The organism is Azospirillum sp. B510 (assembly GCF_000010725.1).
GTDB lineage: Bacteria > Pseudomonadota > Alphaproteobacteria > Azospirillales > Azospirillaceae > Azospirillum > Azospirillum lipoferum_B.
The window spans coordinates 464,588-487,241 of record NC_013855.1 but is presented as its reverse complement, the minus strand read 5'-3'; the positions used below and the strand labels follow the sequence as shown (position 1 = coordinate 487,241).

Sequence of the window (22,654 nt, the reverse complement as noted above, 5' to 3'; positions counted from 1 at the left end):
GGTGGATGGGCGGTTTCGGGATGGAATGGAACAGGATGGAACGATCCGGGCGTTGGCTTTCCATCCCGCGGTCAGGGCTGTGGAGGATAAGGCGGGAGCCGCCCCGGCGGCTCGCCCCAATCGCGCAGATCAGCCCAGAGCGAGCGGCACGGCATAGCCGCCGACGACGGTGACCCGCACCGGGATGTCGCCGGTGCGTTCCGTCAGCCGGGCGAGGCGGGGGTCGGCATGCGCGACGAAGTCGGCGACCTCGACCAGATGGACCGACGGTCCGCCGCCGCTCATCCCGATGGCATGTCCGGCGGGATGCCAGGTGCAGAAGCTGACCGGCGGCAGGCCGCAGGCCTCCAGCGAATCCTTCAGCCGGCCGCGGCTGAGATCGCCGCCGATCTCGATGCTCAGCAGGGTGCGGTCGTCGCCGGTCGGCTCGTGCGGGACGGCGGCGATGGCCAGCGCGTCGCGATTCTCGCCACGAGCGTTGCCGCGCCCGCCGAAGGGCAGCCGGGCGACCACCTGTGGGCGGCCGGCATCGGCGGAGACCAGAAAGCGCCACCAGGGGTCAGCATCATCTTCGGCCGGATAGGGCACGACGGCGACGGTCGCCGTCCCCTCCGAAACGGCGCGGAGCGCGGCGGCGGGGGTGTTGACGGCGGTCATCGGCACGAATCCGCCGAAATGGTCGCGGGCGACGTCCCAGAAGCCGCGACGCTCCTCCGGCGCATAGACGGCGACGGCGAAGGGACCCTGCATGCGGGTGAAGGCGGTGATCATCTCCCGCCAGATGCGGACCACGACCTGGGCGGGGAAGGTGCCGGCATGGCGGGCCATCAGGCGCCGCAGGATCGTCGCCTCCCGCGCCGGGCGGAGGAAGATCGGAGCCGCTCCGGCTTCCGCCGCGCCATTGCCCTTGGCCGCGCCGATGCGTTCCACCACCGCGGCGCGGCGCATCAGCAGGTCATGGATCGCGTCGTCGATCTGGTCGATCTCGCGGCGCAAGTCGTCGAGCGGGGTCCGGGCGGGGGCCATGGGTCACGAAACCATTGAATGCAGAGCCGGATAGTAGTAGTCCGCATGCGTCGCGAAATCAAAGAAAACATTGACACTCCAAAGGCCGGCTTCGTAGCTATACGCTCCCGTTACGATCCAGCTCACCGACGGTTTCCGCCCAGGCGCCGCAAGGCCTCACGCAGGCTGGAACCGCTTCCCAAGGCACGAAGCGCCATGTCCGCGTCCCCGACCGCGCCGCAGCCCTTCCCGATCACCCCGGCACCCGACGGCCCGGCCCCCAATGACCAGGTCATGCCGGGCCAGCGCGTGCGTCTGGCGGTGGAGCGGCCGATGCGGCTGGACAGCGGCATCGAGATCGGCGGCTTCCAGATCGCCTACCAGACCTACGGCAGGCTGAACGCCGACAAATCCAACGCCATCTTCATCTGCCACGCCCTGACCGGCGATCATTTCGTCGTGGAGAAGCACCCGGTCACCGGCAAGCCCGGCTGGTGGGAGATGCTGGTCGGCCCCGGCAAGCCGGTGGACACCGACCGCTATTTCGTCATCTGCTCCAACGTGCTGGGCGGCTGCCTGGGCAGCACCGGGCCGAAGGACATCGATCCCGCCACCGGCCAGCCCTATGGCCTGTCCTTCCCGGTGGTGACCATCGGCGACATGGTGCGGGCGCAGAAGCTGCTGGTCGAGCATCTCGGCATCGAGAAGCTGTTCTGCGTCATCGGCGGCTCGATGGGCGGCATGCAGGTGCTGCAATGGGCGGTGGCCTATCCCGAATCGGTGTTCGCCGCGGTGCCGATCGCCACCGCCGCCCGCCATTCGGCGCAGAACATCGCCTTCCACGAGGTCGGGCGCCAGGCGATCATGGCCGACCCGGAATGGCGCGGCGGCAATTATCTGCTGGAGGGCACCCGGCCGGAGGCCGGTCTGGCCGTCGCCCGCATGGCCGCCCATATCACCTACCTGTCGGAAGCGGCGCTGCACCGCAAGTTCGGCCGCAATTTGCAGGACCGCAAGTCGATCACCTACGGGTTCGACGCCGATTTCCAGGTCGAGAGCTATCTGCGCTACCAGGGGGCGGCCTTCGTCGAGCGGTTCGACGCCAATTCCTACCTCTACATCACCCGGGCGATGGATTATTTCGACCTCGCCGCCGATGCGGGCGGATCGCTGGCCAACGCCTTCCGGCCGGGCGGGAAGACCACGCCGGTGCGCTTCTGCCTCGCCAGCTTCTCCAGCGACTGGCTGTTCCCGACCTCCGAATCGCGGGCCATCGTGCATGCGCTGAACGCCGTCGCCGCCAATGTCAGCTTCGTGGAGATCGAGACCGACAAGGGCCATGACGCCTTCCTGCTGGACGAGCCGGAGTTCCATCAGGTCATCCACGGCTTCCTGGAGGGCTGCGCCGAACATCGCGGCCTGTCCGTCCGCCGCCGCGCGCGCTGATTGGGGACGGAACGAAACGCCATGCTGGACATTCGCGACGACCTGAAGCTGATCGCCGAGATGGTGGAGCCGAACAGCCGCGTGCTTGACGTCGGCTGCGGCGACGGCGCCCTGCTGGATTATCTGGCCCACACCAAGAATGTCGACGGGCGCGGCATCGAACTCAGCATGGACGGCGTCCGGCAATGCGTGGCGCACGGCCTGTCGGTGATCCAGGGCGATGCCGAGACCGACCTGAAGGATTACCCGGCCGACGCTTTCGATTACGTCATCCTGGGCCAGACCCTTCAAGCGATGCGGCAGCCGCGCGACGTGCTGGGGATGATGTGCCGCATCGGCCGCCGCGCCATCGTGTCGGTGCCCAATTTCGGCTATTGGCGCGTCCGCACCCAGCTGCTGCTGACCGGCCGGATGCCGGTGACGGAGAAGCTGGGCTACCAGTGGTGGGAAACGCCCAACATCCATTTCTGCACGCTGCGCGACTTCGTCGTCCTGACGGAGGAGATCGGCATCACCATCGAGCAGAGCCGCATCATCGACCGCGCCGGCCGGGTGATCAGCCGCGCCCATTCCGGCTTCGCCAACCTGCTGGGCGAACAGGGCGTCTTCCTGCTGAAACGCGACGGAAGCTGACACCCTTGCGGTGAGGGACGGCAACCCGCGGGTCCTTCGCGCTGTTTACCGGGGCGATACCGAATCCGAATGGAAGGGTCGCCCTCATGCTTCGCTCCCCCTTGCTTGCGCCGGCCGCGGCACTGCTGCTGGTCGGCACCGCCGCCGCCGACGCCCAGACCATGCCGGCGCCGGACAGCGCCGCCGCCCCGCCGCCAATGACGGCGCCGCTGATGACGGCGCCACGGCCGGACGACCAGCCGGCGACCGGAGAGATCACCTCCCCGCCGGGTGTCAGCGGCGAAGCGCCGTCGCGCGAGATGCAGGCCCCGGCCCCCGCCGCCGGACCGGCCGGACCGGCGTCCCCGCCGGTGGCCGCCCTGCCGCCGCCGGCATTCGACCCGGAACAGGCGCGGACAATGGTGGGGACGGAACTGCGCACCCGCGACGGCCGGCCGGCCGGCCGCATCATCGATTTCACCATGGACCGGACCGGCGACCGGGTGGAGCGCATCGTGGTCGCGCCGAACGAGGTGCTCGGGCTGGGCGAGAAGCTGGTGGCATTGCCGGCGGGCATTCTGGGCAGCGGTCCCGACGGACCGACACTGGAGATCGGTCAGGCGGAGTTCGCCAGGGCGCCGACCTTCGCCTATGGCGACGAGCCGACGCTGACCCGCCCCGAAAGCCGGCAGCCCGAGGCCCAACAACCCGACAAGCCGTAGACCATCAGACGGCGGACGGGCGGCGGCGGCGGAGGATGCCGCTCACACAGGCGACGAGACACAGGCCGGCGCCGAGCCAGAGCACCAGGACGCTGCCGTCCGCCTTGCCGATGGCGGTGAAGACCAGCCCGACGGTGGCGGCGCCCAGAGTCTGGCCCAGCAGCCGGGCGGTCGCCTGGATGCCGCTGGCGCCGCCGCTGCGCTCCTTGGGCGCGCTGCTGACCAGCACCTTGTTGTTCGGGGTCTGGAACAGGCCGAAGCCGAAACCGGCCAGCGCCATCCGCCAGACGATGTCCAGCGTCGACGGATCGGGCGGCAGCAGCGCCATCAGGGCGAGGCCGGACGCGAAGGCCAGCAGCCCGAGCGACGCCAGCCGCGTCGGCTCGTAGCGGTCGGCCAGCCGGCCGGAGATCGGCGCGATCAGCGCCACCATCAGCGGCCAGGGCGTCATCAGCAGCCCGGATTCGGCCAGCGAGCGGTTCAGCACATCCTCGAAGAAGAACGGCATGGAGACGAAGACGATGTTCTGCGCGGCGAAGGAGCAGACCGAGGTCACCACCGTCAGGGCGAAGACCGGCCGGCGCAGCAGATCGACCGGCAGCAGCGGCGCCGCCTGCGCCAGTTCGCGCCGAACCAGCGTCGCGCCGAGCGCCAGCGCCGCCGCCAGTTCCAGCGCCACCAGCCAGGGGGACTGGCTGCCGTCCATCCCCTTGAAGCCGACGATCAGCAGGCCGAGCGTGACGGCGTTCAGCGCGGCGCTGCGCCAGTCGAAGCGGTGGCCGGCGGGGTTGGACAGCGGCAACGCCCGCACCGCCACCGCCAGCGCCGCCAGCCCGAGCGGCACATTCACCGCGAACAGCCAGGGCCAGGAGGCGACCGAGAGGATCAGCGCCGCCAGGCTGGGCCCCGCCGCCGAGGAGACGGCGACGATCATCGCGTTGTATCCCACCCCGCGGCCGAGACGGTTGGATGGGTAGATGTGGCGGACCAGCGCCAGATTGACGCTCATGATGCCCGCTCCGCCGATGCCCTGAAGCACGCGGGCGACGGTCAGCACCGGCAGGTTCGGCGACAGCGCGCAGGCCAGCGAGGCGACGACGAAGACCGCCAGACCGACACAGTAGACCTTGCGGTAGCCGATGATGTCGCCCAGCGAGGCCAGCGGGAACAGCGAGACGGTGACCGCCATCTGATAGGCGTTGACCACCCAGATGGCGCTGGCCGCGTCGACGGCGAATTCGCGCTGGATCGTCGGCAGGGCGATGTTGGCGACCACCCCGTCCAGCACCGCCATGATCAGCGCCACGGTCATCGCCGCCATCGCCCAATAGCGTTGCGGAACCGGAAGACCGTCGGCCGCCACGGCCGGCGGCCGACGGGTTGCGGAGGAGGGAGCGGAAGCGAAGGGCGGTGCGGGGGCGTTCGACATGGCCGCCAGCATAAGGGGCGCCGGTCAACTCGCGGTCGAAGCAATTTCGCATGAAAGCATTGCGGAAGCCGGGCGCGCGGGCGGGGAGTTCACGACGCCAGATCCTTCAGGATCGGGCAATCCGGCCGTTCGTCGCCATGGCAGGCGTCGGCGAGCTCGTGCAGCGTGTCGCGCATCGCCTGCAACTCGGCGATCTTGGCGTCCAACTCGCCGATGTGCCGCAAGGCGATCCGCTTGACCTCCGAACTGCATCGCGAACGGTCCTGCCACAGGCCGACCAGCTTCTGGATGCGCTCGATGCCGAAGCCCAAGGTCCGCGCCCGCTTGACGAAGCGCAGCACATTGACGTCACGGTCGCTGTAGACGCGATAGCCCGACGCCGTCCGCGCCGCCTCCGGAATCAGGCCGATCGACTCATAGTAGCGGATCAGCTTGGCGTTCACGCCCGACGCCTTGGCGGCGTCCCCGATGGTCATGCCGTCCCTCATCGCATCCCTCCTCCGGTATCCGGCGGCGTCCAGCCGCGCAGGGTGAGGGCGTTCACCACCACGCTGACCGAACTCAGCGCCATCGCCGCCCCCGCCAGAACCGGGCTGAGATGGCCCGACGCCGCCAGCGGAATGCCGACAATATTGTAGGCGAAGGCCCAGAACAGCCCCTGGCGGATCTTGGCGTAGGTCCGCCGCGACACGTCGATCGCCCCGGCGACCAGCCGGGGATCACCGCGCATCAGGGTGACACCGGCGCTGTGCATCGCCACGTCGGTGCCGGTCGCCATGGCGATGCCGACATCGGCGGCGGCGAGCGCCGGCGCGTCGTTGATGCCGTCGCCGACCATGCCGACCACCCGGCCCTCCCCCTTCAGCGCCGCGACCACGGCGGCCTTGTCGCCCGGCAACACCTCGGCGAACACCCGCCCGATGCCCAGCGCCGCGGCGACGGAGCGCGCCGCACCCCAGCCGTCGCCGGTCACCATCACCGGCTCGACCCCCTGCGCCGTCAGCGCGGCGATGGCGGTGACGGCGCCGTCCTTCACCGTATCGCCGAAGGCGACGAGACCGAGCAGCCGTGGCGTTTCGCCAGCCTCGATCAGCCAGGACAGGGTGCGGCCGGATGCGGCCAGCGCGTCCGCCGGTTCGGCCAGCGGGCCGGCCAGCGGACCGGGCTCCAAGCCGGCCTCCGCCAGCGCGCGGGCGTTGCCGAGTTGCAGGCGGCGCCCCGCCACCGTCCCGGCGACACCCCGCCCGGCCAGCGCGCGGAACCCGCTCAGCGGCTCCATCGCGATGCCCGCCGCCAGGGCGCGGTCACGCAGCGCATGGGCGAGCGGATGCTCGCTGCCGGCCTGAAGCGCGGCGGCGAGGCCCAGCAGGGTTTGCTCATCGACGCCATCGGCCGGGAGAAGGTCGGTCACGCGCGGCTTGCCTTCGGTCAGCGTGCCGGTCTTGTCGAAGGCGACGGCGGTCAGGGCATGGGCGCGTTCCAGCGCCTCGGCATCCTTGATCAGGATGCCATGGCGGGCGGCGACGCCGGTGCCGACCATGATGGCGGTTGGCGTCGCCAGCCCCAGCGCGCAGGGACAGGCGATGACCAGAACCGAGACGGCGGTGACGATGGCCGTCTCCGGATCGCCGCCGAAGATCCACCAGCCGGCGAGCGTCAGCGCCGCGACGGCCAGCACCGCCGGAACGAACAGCGCGCTGACCCGGTCGACCAGCCGCTGGATCGGCGCCTTCGACGCCTGGGCGCCCTCCACCATGCGGACAATCCGCGCCAGCATGGTTTCGGTGCCGACCGCCATGGTCTCGACCACCAGCAGCCCGTCGCCGTTGATCGAGCCGCCGGTGACGCGCGACCCCGGTTCCTTGTCGACCGGCAGGCTCTCGCCGGTCAGCATCGATTCGTCAACGCCGCCGCCACCCTCGACCACCCGGCCATCGACCGGCACCCGCTCGCCGGGACGGACGACCACATGATCGCCGACGCGGACGCGCTCCACCGGCACCTCGGTCTCCACGCCGTCACGGCGCAGCCGGGCGGTGGCGGGACGCAAATCCATCAGCGCGCGGATCGCCGCCGCGGTCTGGCCCTTGGCCCGCGCCTCCAGCCATTTGCCGAACAGCACGAAGGTGATGAGCACCGAGGAGGCTTCGAAATAGAGATGCGGCTGGTGGCCCGGATGCGCGGTCAGCAGCAGATAGAGGCTGAGCCCCCAGGCCGCCGAGGTGCCGAGCGCCACCAGCAGATCCATGTTGCCGGCCCCCGCCCGCAGCGCGTTCCAGCCGGCGCGGTAGAAGCGGGCGCCCAGCCAGACCTGAACGATGCCGGCGAGGATCAACTGCGCCCAACCCGGCAGCATCCAGTCGGCCCCGAACAGGTCGCCGGCCATGCCCACCAGCAACGGCAGCGACAGCGCGGCGGCGATCAGCACATGGCGCAGCTCGCGCCGGCCACGGTCGGCGCGAGCCTCCTCCGCCGCCCGCTCGCCACCCTCGGTGATGGGGGCGGCGCCATAGCCGGCCCTCTCCACCGCCGCGACCAGATCGGCGCCGTCGAGGCTGTCGGCGAAGACGACGACATGGGCGCGCTCGGTCGCCAGATTGACCGTCGCCGACTCCACGCCGGGCAGCCGGTTCAGCGCCTTCTCCACCCGGCCGGCGCACGACGCGCAGGTCATGCCGGTGACCGACAGGTCGAACGCCCGCCGTTCGGCCTGGAAGCCGGCGGCTTCGACGGCCTCCGCCGCGGCCTTGGCGTCGGGCCGGTCGGCGAAGCTCACCCTCGCCCGCTCCGTCGCCAGATTGACCGAGACGGCGGTGACGCCCGGTAGCCGGCCCAAAGCCTTCTCAACCCGGCGGACACAGGAGGCGCAGGTCATGCCCGACACACCGATATCGAGATCGGTGGGCGGACCGGGGGGCGGACCGGCGGGGGCCGTCGCACCACTGCTGGGCTGGGTCGTGGTCATGCCGGTTCTCCTTCGATTCCGCTCGGCATGAGGGGATATGGGGCTTCCAGCCGCTGGAAGGTCAAGGGGCGGATCGCCGCGGGGCGCCCGACAATGGCGGAGGTTTCGCTTGGCGCGGCGGGGCCGGTTGTGCTCAATCGGTGGGCAGATGAAGTCCCACAGAGCCCGCCCCAGAGTCCGACCATGCCGCCGCTTCCCATTCCCATGCCCGCCGACCTGTCCACCTTGCTGACGGTGATGGATTTCATCGGCGTCTTCGTCTTCGGGCTCAGCGGCGGGACGCTGGCGGTGCGCAAGCGGCTGGATCTGTTCGGGGTGCTGGTGCTGTCGCTGGCGGCGGCATTGGCCGGCGGCGTGATGCGCGACCTGCTGATCGGCGCGCTGCCGCCGGCCAGCCTGCGCGACGACCGCTATCTAATGGTGGCGCTCGCCGCCGGGTTCGCCGCCTTCCTGTTCCACAAGCCGATCAACCGGCTGGGCAAGCCGGTGATGGTGCTGGACGCCGCCGGACTGGGGCTGTTCACCGTCGCCGGCTGCGGCAAGGCGCTGGCCTATGGCCTCAGCCCGCTGCCGGCCGCCCTCCTGGGGGTGATGACCGCCTGCGGCGGCGGGGCGATGCGCGACCTGCTGGTCGCCGAGGTGCCGCGGGTGCTGCGCGAGGAGATCTACGCCATGGCCTCGCTGCTGGGGGCGGTGGTGGTGATCGCCGGCCAGCGGCTGGACCTGCCGGCGGTGCCGGTCGCGGTGGTCGGCGCGCTCGCCGTGTTCGTGCTGCGCGTGGTCAGCGTGCTGCGCAACTGGAGCGCGCCGCGGGCGCCGGGGAGCTGAGGGGGGCTGACGCGAGCCCTCTCCCGAGGCGGGAGAGGGAGGTCGGCACGCGTCACGTCACCCCCGCTTGCCCCAGCCCGGCGCCGGGAAGACCGGGTCGGCTTCGGCCGACGCCTTCGGCAGCACCACGGTCGGGCGCAGCTTGTGGTTCTGGATGCAGGCGGAGATCAGGTTGGTGTTCTGCCCCTTGTCGTCGAAGGTGATCGCCGGGCCGACCATCAGCTTGTCCGACAGGTTGGTCTGGCGCAGCGCCGCCAGCATGGCCGACGCCTCGGCGGTGCCGGCGCGCTTGAAGGCGTCGGCGGCGATCAGGATCGCCTCGAAGGTGAAGGCGACGTTGAAGGCGTAGCCCTCGAAACGGTCGTTCGGGAACTGCTTCCTGAAGGCCGCCTCGACCCGCTTGGTCATCGCCGCCTTGGGATCGTACCAGGGCAGGTTGGTGATGGCGTAGTCGGCGTATTTGCCCAGAACCTTGTAGAACTGCTCGTCATAGAGGCCGGGCGAACCGGGGGAGACGATGCCCTTGGGCTCCCAGCGCTGCTTCACCATCTCGCGCACCAGCATGATGGCGTCGTTGGCGCGGGTGGTCACGATGGCGAGTTCGGCCCCGGTGCCCTTGGCCTTGGCCACCTCCACCGCCAGATCCTGCGCCTTGGGATCGTAGGAGATCGACTCCACGATCTGGAACGGCATGTCGAGCTTGGGGAACAGCGCGTCGATGGCGGCCTTGTTCGCCATGCCGAAGGTGTCGTTGGCGTGCAGGAACACCGCCGTCTTCGGCGTGGCGCCGGTGGCGGCGAACAGCTCCTTCATCAGCGACATCCCGTTCGACACCAGCATGGTGGAGGTCGGGAAGTTGCGGAAGACCGTCTTGTAGCCCTGTTCCGTCAGCTTGTCGGCGGCGGCGATGTTCATCACCAGCGGCACGCCGCGTTGTTCGCAGACCTGGGCGGCGGCGGCGGTCTGGCCGCTGTCGAAGGCGCCGACGATGACATGGGCGCCGTCATTGATCAGCTTCTCGGTGCGCGAGCGGGCGACGTCGGCGTTCGATTCGGTGTCGGCCGACAGCACCTCCACCTTGTAGCCGAGATCGGACAGCACCGCCGGCGCGATGTCGGCGCCGCGCTGGCAGGCCTGCCCCGCCTGCGCCAGCAGGCCGGAGCGCGGCAGCAGCACGCCGACCTTCAGCGTGGTGTCCTGGGCAAAAGCCGGGGCGCGGCCGAAGCCGGCCAGCACGCCGCCGGCGATGGCCGCCTGGCCGAGCGTGCGGCGGGAAAGGGCGAGTCCTCCGGCGGAACGGTTCTTATGATCGTTGGTCATGATGCTGCGGGTGCCTTTTGGCTGGACGCACTGCGGATCGGTCCCGATCCGATCGGCCGAAGATTCCACCGCACGCCCCCTCTGTGTCAAAGTGGAATCGCCGAAGTCCTTCGATTCGCAACGGAATCAAACTCCATGCCCAGCAGCGGCCGGACCGTGACCCTCGACGAGGCGCTCGCCATCGCCCTCGACCATCTCAAAGCCGGACGGCTGGCCGAGGGCGAGGAGCTTTACGCCCGCATCCTCGATGCCGATCCCGGCAATGCCGAGGCGCTGCACCGGATGGGCTTCATCGCCGGCCGCCGGGGCGACATGGACCGCGCGTTCGATCTGCTGTCCCGCTCGGTGGAGCGGGCGCCCGACGCCGACGCCCTGTTCAATCTCGGCACCCTGCACCACCGCGCGCTGAGGACGGAGGAGGCGATCGTCGCCTACCGCCGCGCCCTGGCGCTGCGCCCCGACTTTCCCGACTGCGACTATCACCTGAGCGAGGCCTTGCAGGGCGCCGGCCGGCTGGACGAGGCGCTGGCGGCGCTCGACACCCTGCTGGACCGCCACCCCCATTACCCGGCCGGCTGGCGCCAGCATGGCGACATCGAGGCCGATCTCGGGCGGCCCGGCGCCGCGGTGCATTTCTATGAGATGGCGCTGGCGCTGAATCCCGCCGACGAGCTGTCGCGCGAGCGGCTGGCCGTGCAGGAGGCCGCCTTCCGCACCCGGCAGGCGGCGATGGCGGCGCGGCTCCCCGACGGGCGGCACGACCTGCGCGACACCACGATCCTGATCCCCTTCCGGGCCGACAGCGACGACCGCAAGCGCAACCTGCGCTGGATCGTCGGCTTCCTGCTGAAGCATGTCGACGCCACCCTGCTGATCGGCGAGGACAAGGACGGACCGAGCGACGTGGCCGCCGCGCTCGGCCCCGATCTGGCCGCCCGCTGCCGCCATCTGCATCTGCGCGGCAACGACACGCCCTTCACCCACAAGGCCCATCTGATCAACCGCATGGTCGAGGCGGCGGAGACGCCGATCGTCGCCCTGCACGACACCGACATCGTGGTGGATCCGGTGCAATATGCGCTGGCCCGCGACGCAGTGCGCCGCGGCGGCGGGCTGGTCTTCCCCTACAACGGCCTGTTCTTCTGGATCATGGGGCGGGAGGTCCTGCGCTTCGGCCACACGCTGTCGGCGGCGCCGCTGAACGCCGTCTGCCCGCGCTTCCCGATCATGCACCGCAACTCCCCCGGCGGCGGCGCCTTCTTCGACCGCGAAAGGCTGCTGGCCAATGGCGGCTACAACGAGGCCTTCCTGTCCTGGGGCTATGAGGATGACGAGATCGTCGAGCGTTTCCAAAGGCTGGGCCTGGGGGTGGAGCGGGTGCCCGGCCCGCTCTATCACCTGGAGCATGCCCGGCCGGTGAACTCGTCGGAACGGAATCCCTTCTTCGAGGCCAACCGGGCGGAGCTGGAGCGGGTGCGCGCCGCCGACGGCGGGACGCTGCGGGCCGACATCGCCGCCGGACGGCTGCGCCGGCCGCTGCTGTCGTCGCGCGACCTCGTCTCTTGCGGGGTCGCCCCTCCGGTGGTGTGAGTGCGGTGCAACAGGAGAGACCTCTTGAAGAGGTCGCGGCCCCGACACAGGTGAGAAGGCGGGAATGGCGATGGCGGGAACGGCGACGTGTTGAACCTGGCACGGAAACTGTGGACGGAAGCCACGGCGGGCGCCACCTCGTCCGGCCGGACGGGGCCCGCATCGGTGCCGCGCGGCATGCGCGTCTATGCGGTCGGCGACATCCATGGCCGGCTCGACCTGCTCGACCAGATGATGGGCCAGATCGCCCGCGATGCGGCGCAGGCGCCGAACCTGCTGAAATACATCGTCTTCCTCGGTGATTACGTCGATCGCGGCCCGGATTCGCGGCTGGTGATCGAACGGCTGGCCTGCGGTCTGCCACCGGTCTTAGGCGCGGTGTTCCTGCGTGGCAACCACGAGGACACCCTGCTGGGCTTCCTCAGCGATCTGCGCGTCGCCCCCGGCTGGCTGACCTATGGCGGCGACGCGACCCTGGAGAGCTACGGCATCCCCGCACCCGCCGCCGACGCCCCGCCGGAGCATCTGGAGCAGGCGCAAGCGATGCTGAACAGCCTGCTGCCGGCCCATCACCGCGCCTTCCTGACGGGGTTGCGCTGCCATCTGACCATCGGCGACTATCATTTCGTCCATGCCGGCGTCCGTCCCGGCGTGCCGCTCGACCGGCAGGAGGACAAGGACCGGCTGTGGATCCGGGACGCGTTCCTCGCCTCCCGCATCGACCATGGCAAGGTGATCGTCCACGGCCACACCATCGCGCCCGAACCGGAACTGCTGCCGAACCGCATCGGCATCGACACCGGCGCCTACGCCACCAACCGCCTGACCGCCCTGGTGCTGGAGGGGGCGGAGCGGCGGTTCCTGTGCACGGTGTGAAGGGGCTGACACCGTCCTGAAACGACGAAGGGCTCCCGGATTTCTCCGGAAGCCCTTGTCCTTATGGTCGGAGAGAGAGGATTCGAACCTCCGGCCCCTGCCTCCCGAAAGCAGTGCTCTACCAGGCTGAGCTACTCTCCGGTCCTGTCACCGCCGGCCTGTCACTCTGGAGTGCGCCGTCCGTCGGTGGAGGGGGTGTATAAACGGTTCCGGCTGGCAGCGCAATGCAAAGTCACAGCCTGTCATACGCATTTTTGCCATGCCGCCAGAACATGAATTCAGGCCCGTGAATCCAAGCCAGGAAGACAGGCCGAAACGACGAAGGGCTCCCGGATTTCTCCGGAAGCCCTTGTCCTTATGGTCGGAGAGAGAGGATTCGAACCTCCGGCCCCTGCCTCCCGAAAGCAGTGCTCTACCAGGCTGAGCTACTCTCCGGTCCTGTCACCGCCGGCCTGTCACTCTGGAGTGCGCCGTCCGTCGGTGGAGGGGGTGTATAAACGGTCCGGTGCGGGGGCGCAACGCAAAAAACGCGTCATCTCGAAAAAGTCCGGCCCGCCGCCCCGACCTTGCGCCACCCCTCGCGAACGTCCTGTCAGAAATCGCGATCGATCACGAAATCAATGACTTCCAGCAGGGCCTGCTTGATCGGCCCGTCGGCGAACAGGCCCAGGCTGTCGCGCGCGATGGAGCCGTAATGGCGTGCCCGCTCCACCGTGTCCTTCAGCGCGTTGTGGCGGGCCATCAGCGTCTGGGCATGCTCCAGGTCGCCGTCCTTCTGGTCGAGATCCTCCATCACCCGGCGCCAGAAGGCGCGCTCCTCGTCATTGCCGCGGCGGAAGGCCAGCACGACCGGCAGGGTGATCTTGCCCTCGCGGAAATCGTCGCCGACCGTCTTGCCCAGCTTCGCCTGGAGAGCCGAATAGTCGAGCACATCGTCGACCAACTGGAAGGCGATGCCGAGATTCATGCCGTAATCATAAAGCGCCAGCTCCTCCGCCTGCGGGCGGTTGGCGACGACGGCGCCGACGCGGCAGGCGGCGGCGAACAGTTCCGCCGTCTTGCCCTTGATGACCTCGAGATAGGCCTGCTCGCTGGTCTCGGTGTCGTTGGTGGTGCGCAGTTGCAGCACCTCGCCCTCGGCGATGATGGCCGAGGCGCCGGACAGGATGCGCAGCACGTCGAGCGACTGCACCTCCACCATCATCTCGAAGGCGCGGGAGAACAGGAAGTCGCCGACCAGCACGCTGGCCTTGTTGCCGAACACCGCGTTGGCCGACGCCATGCCGCGGCGCAGGTCGCTCTCATCGACGACATCGTCGTGCAGCAGGGTGGCGCTGTGGATGAACTCCACCACCGCCGCCAGCAGCCGGTGATGCTCCCCCTGATAGCCGCACAGGTTGGCGGCGGCGAGCGTCAGCACCGGGCGCAGGCGCTTGCCGCCGGCGGCGATCAGATAGCCGGCAAGCTGGGGAATCATCTCGACCTGCGACTGCATGCGGTCGAGGATGATCTGGTTGACGGCGCTGAGGTCCTCGGCCACCAAAGCGGTCAGGTCGTCGAGCGGGGAAGACTTGCGCCGTTTCGGCTCGAAGTTGGTCACGACCGCCAAGGTCGACTCCACGGATGATTGACGCCAGAATTTGCGCTAGGGAGCATAACGGCCTAGCCTCTTCGGTCAAGTCCGCAGGGCACCGTTCTTTCGAGACGCCCGCTCTTTCGAGACGCCTGTTCCTTCGAGACACCATGACCGAACTGCTGCGCACCACCGATCCCGTCCGCCTGTCCTGGCTGATCGCCCTGCTGGCCGATGCCGGAATCGAGGCGGTGGTTCTCGACACCCATACCAGCATCCTGGAAGGCTCCATCGGCGCCATTCCCCGCCGGCTGATGGTCGATGCCGACGATGCGACCCGCGCCGCCCGCATCCTGCGCGAGGCCGGCGAAGCGTGAGCGACAGGATCATTCCGATTCCGGAACAAAGCCCTGAAGATTCAGTGGATTTCCTGCTGAACGGCAGGGTGAGGCTGATGCAGCCCGAAGGGGGCTATCGCGCCGCCATCGACCCGGTCTTCCTCGCCGCCATCACCGCCGCCAGCGCCGGCGAACGGGTGCTCGATGTCGGCACCGGCACCGGGGCTGCGGCATTGTGCCTCGCCGTGCGGGTGCCGGGGGTGGCGGTGGTCGGGCTGGAACAGCGGGCCGACGCCTGCGCCTTCGCGCGGCGCAATGCCGCCCTCACCGGCGTCGCCGAGCGGGTGACCGTGGTGGAGGGCGACCTGCTGGCCCCGCCCGAGACGGTGGGCGGCGGCGGATTCGACCGGGTGATGATGAACCCGCCCTATCTGAGGGCGGGAACCGCCAGCGTTCCGCCCGACGATTGGAAGGCGGCGGCGAATGTGGAGGGCAAGGCGGGGCTGGCCGATTGGGTCCGCTTCGCCGACCGCATGCTGAAGCCACGCGGGACACTGACCATGGTCCATCGCGCCGATCGCATCGACGACATCCTGCATGCCCTGCGCGGCCGGTTCGGCGGCCTTGTGCTGGTGCCGCTGTGGCCCAAGCCGGGGGTGGAGGCGAAACGGCTGCTGCTGACCGCCCGCAAGGGCGGCAAGGCGCCGACCCGCCTGACCGCCGGGCTGACGGTGCATACCGCCGAGGGCGGCTACGGCCCGGAAGCGGAACGGGTGCTGCGCGGCGCCGAGCCACTGGCTGTCTGACGAATTTCAGCGGAGGCGGAGCCTTCCAATCGGAGGAAGCCGTTCCCATCTCTGCCGGCATGAGCCTGAACTCCCTCCTCGCCAAACTTCCCTTCGGCCCCTGGCGCAAGGCCGGGCCGCTGGTGTCCGTCGTCCGCCTGACCGGGGTCATCGGCCAGGGCGGCCCGCTCCGCTCCGGCCTGACGCTGGCCGGCGTCGCCCCGCTGCTGGACCGCGCCTTCGCGCCCAAGGATCAGAAGGCGGTGGCGCTGGTCGTCAATTCGCCGGGCGGATCGCCGGTGCAATCGGCGCTGATCGCCAAGCGCATCCGTGATCTGGCGGAAGAGAAGAAGGTCCCTGTCTTCGCCTTCTGCGAGGACGCGGCGGCGTCGGGCGGCTATTGGCTGGCCTGTGCCGCCGACGAGATCTGGGCGGACGAAAGCTCCATCCTGGGATCGATCGGCGTGGTGTCCTCGGGCTTCGGCCTGCATGGGCTGATCGAGCGCCATGGCATCGAGCGGCGCCTCTACACCGCCGGCGACAGGAAGGTGCTGCTCGATCCGTTCTCGCCCGAGCGGGAGGACGGCGTCGCCCATCTGAAGGCCCTTCAGGCCGACGTGCATGAGGCGTTCAAGGCGATGGTCCGCAGCCGGCGCGGCGACCGTCTGAAGGGAGCGGAGGAGGACCTGTTCTCCGGCGCCTTCTGGGCCGGGCGCAAGGCGCTGGCCCTCGGGCTGATCGACGGGCTGGGCGACATCCGTTCGGTGATGCGGGGGCGCTTCGGCGAAAAGGTGAGGCTGCGCGTCGTGGAGCGGGAACGCGGCCTGCTGCGGCGGGCGGGGCTGAAGGCCGGATACGGCGACGCCCCGGCGCTGACGGCCGGGGCGTCGGAGGCGTTCGCCGATGCCCTGGTATCGGCCGCCCGCCAGTCGCTGGACGAGTGGGCGGCCAAGGCCAGGCTGGGGCTTTGAAGGAGGCCCGCCGTCAGCGTTCCACGGTGACGGGAGCCGCCTGCACCCCGTAATCATCGGCCTGGATGAAGGCCGCGCGCAGCGGCTTCAGGACGAACAGCGCCAGCACGGCGGCCACCAGGTTGAAGCTGGCGGCGATGTAGAACACGGCGTGCCACCCGAAATGGCTGGCGATGATGCTGCTGAGCGGAACCAGCAGCGCCGCCGTGCCCTTGGCGGTGTAGAGCATGCCGGCGTTGGTCGCCGCGAACTTCGAGCCGAAGGTGTCGCCGGCGGTGGCCGGAAACAGGCTGTAGATCTCTCCGAAGACGCAGAAGAACATCGCGGTGAAGATCACGAACATCACCGGGTTGCGGCCGAGCTGGGTCACCAGCACGATGGCGATGGCGGCGATGCTGAAGGCGATGAACATGGTGTTCTCACGGCCGATGCGGTCGGACACCCAGCCGAAGAAGGGCCGCCCGGCGCCGTCCAGCACCCGGTCGATCGAGATCGCCAGCGTCAGCGCCGGCAGGATCAGGCCGAACATGTTGATCGGCGAATCGGCGACCTGGAAGTCGTGGGCGATCGGCGCGATCTGGGCCGCCGCCATCAGGCCGCCGGAGGCCACCATCACGAACATCACATAGAGCAGCCAGAACACCGGCGTGCGGATGACGCGGCCCGGCGGATGATCGACCTTGGTCTGGGCCAGCCCGCTCCTGCGCACCGGCCCGCTCGACTTCGGCGCCTTGCGCAGGAAGAAGGACAGCACGAAGATCACCACGCCCTGGCCGATGCCGAAGACCAGGAAGGCCTGCTCGTACCCCTGGCTGGCGATCATGTTGGCGATCGGAATGACCGTGGCGCCGGCACCGGCGCCGAAGCCGGCGGCGGTGACGCCCGCGGCCAGACCGCGCTGCTGCGGGAACCATTTCAGCGCGTTGCCGACGCAGGTGCCATAGACGCAGCCGGCGCCGATGCCGGAGATCACCGCCGCGGTGTAGAGCATCGGCAGCGACGAGGCCTGGCTGTCGATCACCCAGGAGCCGCCGACCAGCAGGCTGCCGACCAGCACCACCACCTGGGGGCCGTAGCGGTCGACGAACCAGCCTTCGACCGGGACCAGCCAGGTTTCGGTGAAGACGAAGATGGAAAAGGCGATCTGGATCGCCGCGCGTCCCCAGCCATGCTTGGCATCGATGGGATCGACGAACAGCGTCCAGCCATATTGCAGGTTCGCGATCATCGCCATGCACAGCAGGCCGACGCTGAGCTGGAACCATTTGTTGTTCAGAAGACCGCGGTCTTCGGTCGTCTCTGTGGTCATGCCCCAAAGTCCCGTTGAGCGTGGGGGCGCGGACTCCGCGGGGCGCGACGGTCCATCCGCCTCGCACCCGCCTCACGCGCCGTTCGAACATGACTGTGCTCCTCAACAATCCGTATTCCAAATACCAGATACGGAATGCGTAATTCTTTTCCACATCGTGGAATGCGTTGAAAAGGCTCGTTCTTTTGGATCAGCAGGCATGCGCGGATTGCTTGTCTTGCGAACATTTCTGACAAGGCCGAGCCATGCGGCGCACACATATTTGAAATACGGTATCTGGTATACAGGATATCTTGTTGCGGCGCGGGAGCGGGCGCATGCTCTTCCCATGTCCAGGGCGCCGGCAAGCGGCGCCACAGCCAGGGGAAACCGCATGATGTCCAGCATCCTGACCCGCCTCTTCGCCGGCTCCGCCACCCTGGCGCCGGCCGGCTTCGCCCCGGCCGGGGCGGCACTTGCCCCGGCACTGCCGCAGATCACCCTGCCGGACCTGTTCGCCAGTCTGCGAACCCGCCATGGCGGCGGCGGGCGCGGCAAGCCGGAGTCGGCGGACGTCGCCCTGTCCTGGGCCGAGTTCGGTCGGGGTTTCTAAATCGCCTGGCCGGCCTGGGGAGGCTCAGGCCGCCAGGACATCAAGCGGCGGAGTTCTGTGTCAGCAGGGTGGTCAGCCAGCGGAAATTGGCGCCATTACCATTCTGTATGGCGCTGTCCACCACCTGCATCGCCGTCGCGGGGTCCTGCGGGTCGGGCACCGGAGAGGTCGGGTCCGTGCCGGCCGCGCCCTGCCCCTCGTCCTGCGCGAACAAGGTGACGGCACCGACGCCGAGACGGACCGAGGGCTGGGCGTTCGGCACCACCCCGGCGCCATCGGTGCCCGACGCACCCGCCTCCCCCACCCCGTTGAGGGTTTCCAGCATCGCCGCGAACTGACCGGCCAGCGCACCCGCCTGCCGGGACGCGGGCGCCCCTTTGCGCTCCAGGACGTCTTCCGCCCGGATGCGCATGGCTTGCGTGGCCTCGCTGTTGGCCATCATCGACATGGGGTCGGTCCCTGCGGTTTGTGGCGAACCGTCAGGATACAGGCAAAAATCACGCCATCAGCGCAATCGGCGGATCGCAAGGGCCGGAACCACCCCTGCGACCATTTGACCGGCAAAAAATTCCCAGCCGCCCGGCAGAAGATTCCCAGCCGCCCGGCAAGGCTTGCCCAGCCGGGCTGCCTTCCGCCGGCCGGGCCTGTCCGGTCAGTCGCGGAAATTCTGGTACTGCAACGGCTGCTCGATGCCCATGCGCTTGACCAGGGCGATGGCGTCCTGGAGGTCGTCGCGCTTCTTGCCCGTCACCCGCAGCTCGTCGCCCTGGATCGAGACCTGGACCTTCATCTTGCTGTCCTTGATCCCTTTGACGATGGTCTTCGCCAGATCCTGGGCGATGCCCTGCTTGATGGTGATGGTATGGCGCAGCGCGTCGCCCGCCGCCCGCTCCGGCTTGGCGGAGAAATCGAGGGCGGCGGCATCGAGCTTGCGGCGGGTCACATGGACCCGCAGCAGCTCCTGCATCTGCTCCAGCTTGGTGGCGTCGTCGGCCAGCAGAACCATCTCGTTCTCGGTCCGCTCGACCGTGCATTTCGAGCCCTTGAAGTCGAAACGGGTCTCGATCTCGCGACGGACGCCGGCGATGGCGTTGTCGATCTCGTGGACGTCCGTCTTGGACACGATGTCGAACGACGGCATGGCGGCTCTCTCCCTGATAGGACGGCTGAGGAACGAATCGGGCGCACCGTAAAGAAGACCGCCGCCATACTCAACAGCCGCCTGATCTCCCCTCCCGTCAGCGCGACGCCATGGACGGAGACCAGGGAACCGCGATCTCCCGCAGCTCCTTGCCCGGCAGCAGCAGCGTCACGACCGCCCGCCCGGCTTCGAAGCGCCAGCCGCGCGCCTCCCGCAGATCGGGACCGTCGCACTCCGTCCTCAGATCGGAGTCCGATGCCAGCGCCGTCCGGCACGCGGCGATCGCGGTCTTCAGCCAGGGACCGTCGCCGAACATCTGCGCCAGGGTCGGCACCCGTCCGCGCCGAAGATCGACCGTCAGCCCCGCCGCATAGCGGAAGCCATTGCCCTGCACCCCTTCTCCGTGGAACTGGACCGACAGCAGACCGGGGGCGGCCACATGGACATCCGCCGTCAGCAGCAGTTCGGCCTCCATCCCCTCGGGCAGATCGGTCGAGGATTTCCGGAACGCAGCGGTTTCGTCGTCGACGAAGCGGCGCGCCGCCTCGTTGAAGGCCGCCGCCCCCGGATAGGCGGGGTCTGCGACCTCAGGCCGCTCGGCGCGGATATGGACCTTGCCGCCCGGCTTGCCCTCGGTCGTCACGACGGTCCGCAGGCGCGCGCCGAGCGCCGGATCGGCCCGCAGGGCGGCAAGCTGCCCGGCGCGCCGCTCGGTTTCCGCCCGCAGACAGTCGGCCGGGTTGTCGTATCCGCTCTCCGGCTCCACCCCCGCCGGCAGGCCGAAGCCGCAGGCGCGGTTCCGCCGCTGGCTCCAGGCCCGCTGTTCGGCACGGGCGAAGCCCCGCCCCGCCTCGTCCGCCGCCAGATCGCCGAGCAACGCCTTGTAGGCGCTCCCCATCGCCGCATCGGCGGCGTCGAGCGGCGGGGTCGAGCAGATCAGCTTTTCCTCGGCGCTGCGGGCCTGGGCGCAGTCGAAGCTGGCGGCCTCCGCCGGACCGGCGACGGCGAGCAGGAGCGGCAGGCAGAGGGTTGCGAGGGAAAGGCGGGCCATGCTGCGGACTCCGTCGACAGGGAAGTCGCAGCAGTGGACCAAAGATAGCCCGGCCGCCGCAAGAGCGGCCGTGGCGGAAACCCGCTCAGTTCATCTCTTCGGCGTAATGGCAGGCCACCAGCCGGTCGTCGACCGGGCGCAGCGGCGGAACCTCCGCCGCGCAGCGGTCGGTGGCGAAGGGACAGCGCTTGTGGAAGGCACAGCCCGGCGGCGGGTTGAGCGGCGACGGCAATTCGCCCTTCGGCACCACCCGGTCCACCCGCAGCTCCGGGTTCACCCGCGGCGTCGCCGCCAGCAGGATGCGGGTGTAGGGATGACGCGGCCGGCTGAACACCACGTCCTTGGCGCCATGCTCCACCGGCTTGCCGAGATACATCACCATCAGCGAATCGGCGATGTGCCGCACCACGCTGAGGTCATGGGAGATGAACAGGTAGGCGAGATTCAGCTCCTCCTGCAAATCCATCATCAGGTTCAGCACCTGCGCCTGGATCGACACGTCGAGCGCCGACACCGGCTCGTCCGCCACGACGACGCGCGGGTTCAGCATCAGGGCGCGGGCGATGGCGATGCGCTGGCGCTGGCCGCCGGAGAACATGTGCGGATAGCGATCGACCTGATCGGGCCGCAGGCCGACCTTGCCCATCATGGCGACGGCACGGTCGCGCCGCTCATGCTTGTCCATCGCGGTGTTGATGACCAGCGGCTCGGTCAGGATCGAGCCGACGGTCTTGCGCGGGTTCAGCGAGCCGTAAGGATTCTGGAAGACCATCTGCACCGTGCGGCGCAGTTCCTTCATCTCGGCGGCACTGCGCCCGACGACCTCACGGCAGTCATAGAGCAGCTCGCCGGAGCTCGGCGGTTCGATCATGGTGACGGAGCGGGCGAGCGTCGACTTGCCGCAGCCCGATTCGCCGACCACCGCCAGGGTCTTGCCCGCTTGCAGGCTGAAGGACACGCCGTCCAGCGCCTTCACGGTCGCCAGCGGCTTGAAGGCGCCGCGCTTGACCGCATAGTGCTTGCGCAGGTCGCGGGCCTCCAACACGACTTTTCGTTCGGACGCCGCCTCGAAGACATGGGGCCCGGTGTTGGATTCGGTCTGGGTGCTCATCACAGCGCCTCCCCGGCGGCGGGATGGCCGTCCGGCAGCGGGTAGAAACAGCGCGCCCGCCCGTCATCGACATCGGACAGGGCCGGACGTTCGGCGCGGCAACGGACATCGGCGAACCGGCAACGCGGGCTGAACAGGCAGCCGGCCGGCCGGTCGGCGATGCCCGGCACCATGCCGGGGATGGTCGGCAGCCGGCGCTTGCCCAGCGCCCGTTCCGGCAGGGCGTCGAGCAGGGCGCCGGTATAGGGGTGGCGCGGCCGCTCGAACAGGGAATGGACCGGCCGCGTCTCCGCCACCTGGCCGGCATACATGACGACGACGCGCTGGGCCGTCTCCGCCACCACGCCCATGTCATGAGTGATCAGGATCAGCGCCATGCCGCGCTCGCGCTGCAACTGGACCAGCAAATCGAGGATCTGCTTCTGGATGGTGACGTCGAGCGCCGTTGTCGGCTCGTCCGCCACCAACAGGCGCGGATTGCAGGCGATGGCGATGGCGATCATCACGCGCTGGTTCATGCCGCCCGACAGCTGGTGCGGGAAGGCCGACAGCCGGGTTTCCGGCGCCGGGATGCCGACCTGCTCCAGAAGCGCGATGGCGCGGTTGCGCAGCGCCTTGCCGGACAGCCCCTCATGCACGCGCAGGGTCTCCATGATCTGGAAACCGACGGTGAAGCAGGGGTTGAGGCTGGTCATCGGCTCCTGGAAGACCATGGCGACGTCCTTGCCGGTGATCTTCCGGCGCTGGGCGGCGGGCATGGTCAGCAGGTCCCGGCCGGCGAACATCATCCGGTCGGCGACCACCCGGCCGTTGGAGCCGAGAAGCCCCATCACGGCCAGCGAGGTGACGGACTTGCCGGAGCCGGATTCGCCGACGATGCCGACGACCTCGCCCTCGTCCACGGTCAGGTCGATGCCATCCACCGCGCGGAAGGTGCCGGCGCGGGTGGTGAACTCGACCGACAGGTTCTTGATGTCGAGAAGAGGCATG

General features: G+C 69.2%; 22 protein-coding genes and 2 tRNA genes. 10 read left to right on the top strand and 14 right to left on the bottom strand.

The window, feature by feature from the left end:
- Positions 1–129: 129 nt before the first annotated feature.
- On the bottom strand, positions 130–1,026 hold the full coding sequence (pheA, locus tag AZL_RS17460; RefSeq protein WP_012975818.1) for a chorismate mutase: 897 nt from the start codon (positions 1,024–1,026) through the stop codon (positions 130–132).
- A 195-nt stretch (positions 1,027–1,221) separates the two neighbouring features.
- On the opposite strand from pheA, the gene AZL_RS17455 reads away from it, so the two are divergent.
- The 3 genes from AZL_RS17455 to AZL_RS17445 all read left to right on the top strand — a co-directional run bounded on the left by AZL_RS17455 (position 1,222) and on the right by AZL_RS17445 (position 3,785).
- Positions 1,222–2,451: a homoserine O-acetyltransferase MetX gene (locus tag AZL_RS17455; RefSeq protein WP_042444152.1), complete on the top strand. Its 1,230-nt coding sequence runs from the start codon at positions 1,222–1,224 to the stop codon at positions 2,449–2,451.
- 21 nt (positions 2,452–2,472) lie between these two features.
- Complete coding sequence (metW, locus tag AZL_RS17450) at positions 2,473–3,084, top strand: methionine biosynthesis protein MetW (RefSeq protein WP_012975816.1); 612 nt, start codon at positions 2,473–2,475, stop codon at positions 3,082–3,084.
- An 86-nt stretch (positions 3,085–3,170) separates the two neighbouring features.
- Positions 3,171–3,785 (top strand): PRC-barrel domain-containing protein, encoded by a 615-nt coding sequence (locus AZL_RS17445; RefSeq protein ID WP_012975815.1) that lies wholly within the window; start codon positions 3,171–3,173, stop codon positions 3,783–3,785.
- Positions 3,786–3,789: 4 nt separating this feature from the next.
- Here the strand turns inward: AZL_RS17445 and AZL_RS17440 are convergent, their stop codons facing one another.
- The 3 genes from AZL_RS17440 to AZL_RS17430 all read right to left on the bottom strand — a co-directional run bounded on the left by AZL_RS17440 (position 3,790) and on the right by AZL_RS17430 (position 8,179).
- On the bottom strand, positions 3,790–5,214 hold the full coding sequence (locus tag AZL_RS17440) for an MFS transporter (RefSeq protein WP_247894400.1): 1,425 nt from the start codon (positions 5,212–5,214) through the stop codon (positions 3,790–3,792).
- An 89-nt stretch (positions 5,215–5,303) separates the two neighbouring features.
- Positions 5,304–5,690 carry a Cu(I)-responsive transcriptional regulator gene (cueR, locus tag AZL_RS17435; protein ID WP_042444551.1) on the bottom strand — a complete coding sequence of 129 codons (387 nt, stop codon included), beginning with the start codon at positions 5,688–5,690 and terminating at the stop codon, positions 5,304–5,306.
- An 8-nt stretch (positions 5,691–5,698) separates the two neighbouring features.
- Positions 5,699–8,179 carry a heavy metal translocating P-type ATPase gene (locus AZL_RS17430; RefSeq protein ID WP_012975812.1) on the bottom strand — a complete coding sequence of 827 codons (2,481 nt, stop codon included), beginning with the start codon at positions 8,177–8,179 and terminating at the stop codon, positions 5,699–5,701.
- 183 nt (positions 8,180–8,362) lie between these two features.
- Here AZL_RS17430 and AZL_RS17425 point away from each other — a divergent pair, with 183 nt between their 5' ends.
- Positions 8,363–9,007, top strand: coding sequence for a trimeric intracellular cation channel family protein (locus AZL_RS17425; protein WP_042444150.1), 645 nt, complete (start codon positions 8,363–8,365; stop codon positions 9,005–9,007).
- Positions 9,008–9,064: 57 nt separating this feature from the next.
- Here AZL_RS17425 and AZL_RS17420 read toward each other — a convergent pair whose 3' ends face one another.
- Entirely contained in the window at positions 9,065–10,327 is a 1,263-nt protein-coding gene (locus AZL_RS17420; RefSeq protein WP_012975810.1) for an ABC transporter substrate-binding protein, read from the bottom strand.
- Positions 10,328–10,462: 135 nt separating this feature from the next.
- Between AZL_RS17420 and AZL_RS17415 the strand changes: the two genes are divergently transcribed.
- Together AZL_RS17415 and AZL_RS17410 are read left to right on the top strand one after the other, a co-directional pair.
- The gene (locus tag AZL_RS17415; protein ID WP_012975809.1) at positions 10,463–11,917 is read left to right on the top strand and encodes a tetratricopeptide repeat protein; all 1,455 of its coding nucleotides are present in this window, start codon (positions 10,463–10,465) and stop codon (positions 11,915–11,917) included.
- Positions 11,918–12,004: 87 nt separating this feature from the next.
- Positions 12,005–12,793: a metallophosphoesterase family protein gene (locus AZL_RS17410; RefSeq protein ID WP_012975808.1), complete on the top strand. Its 789-nt coding sequence runs from the start codon at positions 12,005–12,007 to the stop codon at positions 12,791–12,793.
- A gap of 64 nt (positions 12,794–12,857) precedes the next feature.
- Here AZL_RS17410 and AZL_RS17405 read toward each other — a convergent pair.
- From AZL_RS17405 to AZL_RS17395, 3 genes are all read right to left on the bottom strand, one after another.
- A tRNA-Pro gene (locus AZL_RS17405) sits at positions 12,858–12,934 on the bottom strand.
- 217 nt (positions 12,935–13,151) lie between these two features.
- A tRNA-Pro gene (locus AZL_RS17400) sits at positions 13,152–13,228 on the bottom strand.
- A 157-nt stretch (positions 13,229–13,385) separates the two neighbouring features.
- Positions 13,386–14,402 carry a polyprenyl synthetase family protein gene (locus tag AZL_RS17395; RefSeq protein WP_042444148.1) on the bottom strand — a complete coding sequence of 339 codons (1,017 nt, stop codon included), beginning with the start codon at positions 14,400–14,402 and terminating at the stop codon, positions 13,386–13,388.
- Between the two features lie 134 nt (positions 14,403–14,536).
- Here AZL_RS17395 and AZL_RS17390 point away from each other — a divergent pair, with 134 nt between their 5' ends.
- The 3 genes from AZL_RS17390 to AZL_RS17380 are packed head-to-tail and all read left to right on the top strand — an operon-like array spanning position 14,537 to position 16,460.
- Positions 14,537–14,743, top strand: a complete 207-nt coding sequence (locus tag AZL_RS17390) for a DUF2007 domain-containing protein (RefSeq protein WP_012975806.1) — start codon at positions 14,537–14,539, stop codon at positions 14,741–14,743.
- On the top strand, positions 14,740–15,510 hold the full coding sequence (locus tag AZL_RS17385) for a tRNA1(Val) (adenine(37)-N6)-methyltransferase (RefSeq protein WP_012975805.1): 771 nt from the start codon (positions 14,740–14,742) through the stop codon (positions 15,508–15,510). The genes AZL_RS17390 and AZL_RS17385 overlap by 4 nt, the downstream gene beginning before the upstream one ends.
- A 59-nt stretch (positions 15,511–15,569) precedes the next feature.
- On the top strand, positions 15,570–16,460 hold the full coding sequence (locus AZL_RS17380; protein WP_012975804.1) for a S49 family peptidase: 891 nt from the start codon (positions 15,570–15,572) through the stop codon (positions 16,458–16,460).
- Positions 16,461–16,473: 13 nt separating this feature from the next.
- Here AZL_RS17380 and oxlT read toward each other — a convergent pair whose 3' ends face one another.
- Positions 16,474–17,769 carry an oxalate/formate MFS antiporter gene (gene oxlT, locus AZL_RS17375; protein ID WP_012975803.1) on the bottom strand — a complete coding sequence of 432 codons (1,296 nt, stop codon included), beginning with the start codon at positions 17,767–17,769 and terminating at the stop codon, positions 16,474–16,476.
- A gap of 373 nt (positions 17,770–18,142) precedes the next feature.
- Between oxlT and AZL_RS17370 the strand changes: the two genes are divergently transcribed.
- Positions 18,143–18,361, top strand: coding sequence for a hypothetical protein (locus AZL_RS17370; protein ID WP_042444145.1), 219 nt, complete (start codon positions 18,143–18,145; stop codon positions 18,359–18,361).
- A 40-nt stretch (positions 18,362–18,401) separates the two neighbouring features.
- Here AZL_RS17370 and AZL_RS17365 read toward each other — a convergent pair whose 3' ends face one another.
- The 5 genes from AZL_RS17365 to AZL_RS17345 all read right to left on the bottom strand — a co-directional run bounded on the left by AZL_RS17365 (position 18,402) and on the right by AZL_RS17345 (position 22,653).
- Positions 18,402–18,809, bottom strand: coding sequence for a hypothetical protein (locus AZL_RS17365; RefSeq protein WP_012975802.1), 408 nt, complete (start codon positions 18,807–18,809; stop codon positions 18,402–18,404).
- A 204-nt stretch (positions 18,810–19,013) separates the two neighbouring features.
- Positions 19,014–19,502: a YajQ family cyclic di-GMP-binding protein gene (locus tag AZL_RS17360; RefSeq protein WP_012975801.1), complete on the bottom strand. Its 489-nt coding sequence runs from the start codon at positions 19,500–19,502 to the stop codon at positions 19,014–19,016.
- 97 nt (positions 19,503–19,599) lie between these two features.
- Positions 19,600–20,553, bottom strand: a complete 954-nt coding sequence (locus tag AZL_RS17355) for a lysozyme inhibitor LprI family protein (protein WP_012975800.1) — start codon at positions 20,551–20,553, stop codon at positions 19,600–19,602.
- Positions 20,554–20,638: 85 nt separating this feature from the next.
- On the bottom strand, positions 20,639–21,664 hold the full coding sequence (locus AZL_RS17350; RefSeq protein WP_086935417.1) for a peptide ABC transporter ATP-binding protein: 1,026 nt from the start codon (positions 21,662–21,664) through the stop codon (positions 20,639–20,641).
- Positions 21,664–22,653 (bottom strand): ABC transporter ATP-binding protein, encoded by a 990-nt coding sequence (locus tag AZL_RS17345; protein WP_012975798.1) that lies wholly within the window; start codon positions 22,651–22,653, stop codon positions 21,664–21,666. Before AZL_RS17345 ends, AZL_RS17350 begins: the two co-directional genes overlap by 1 nt.
- Position 22,654 lies beyond the last annotated feature (1 nt).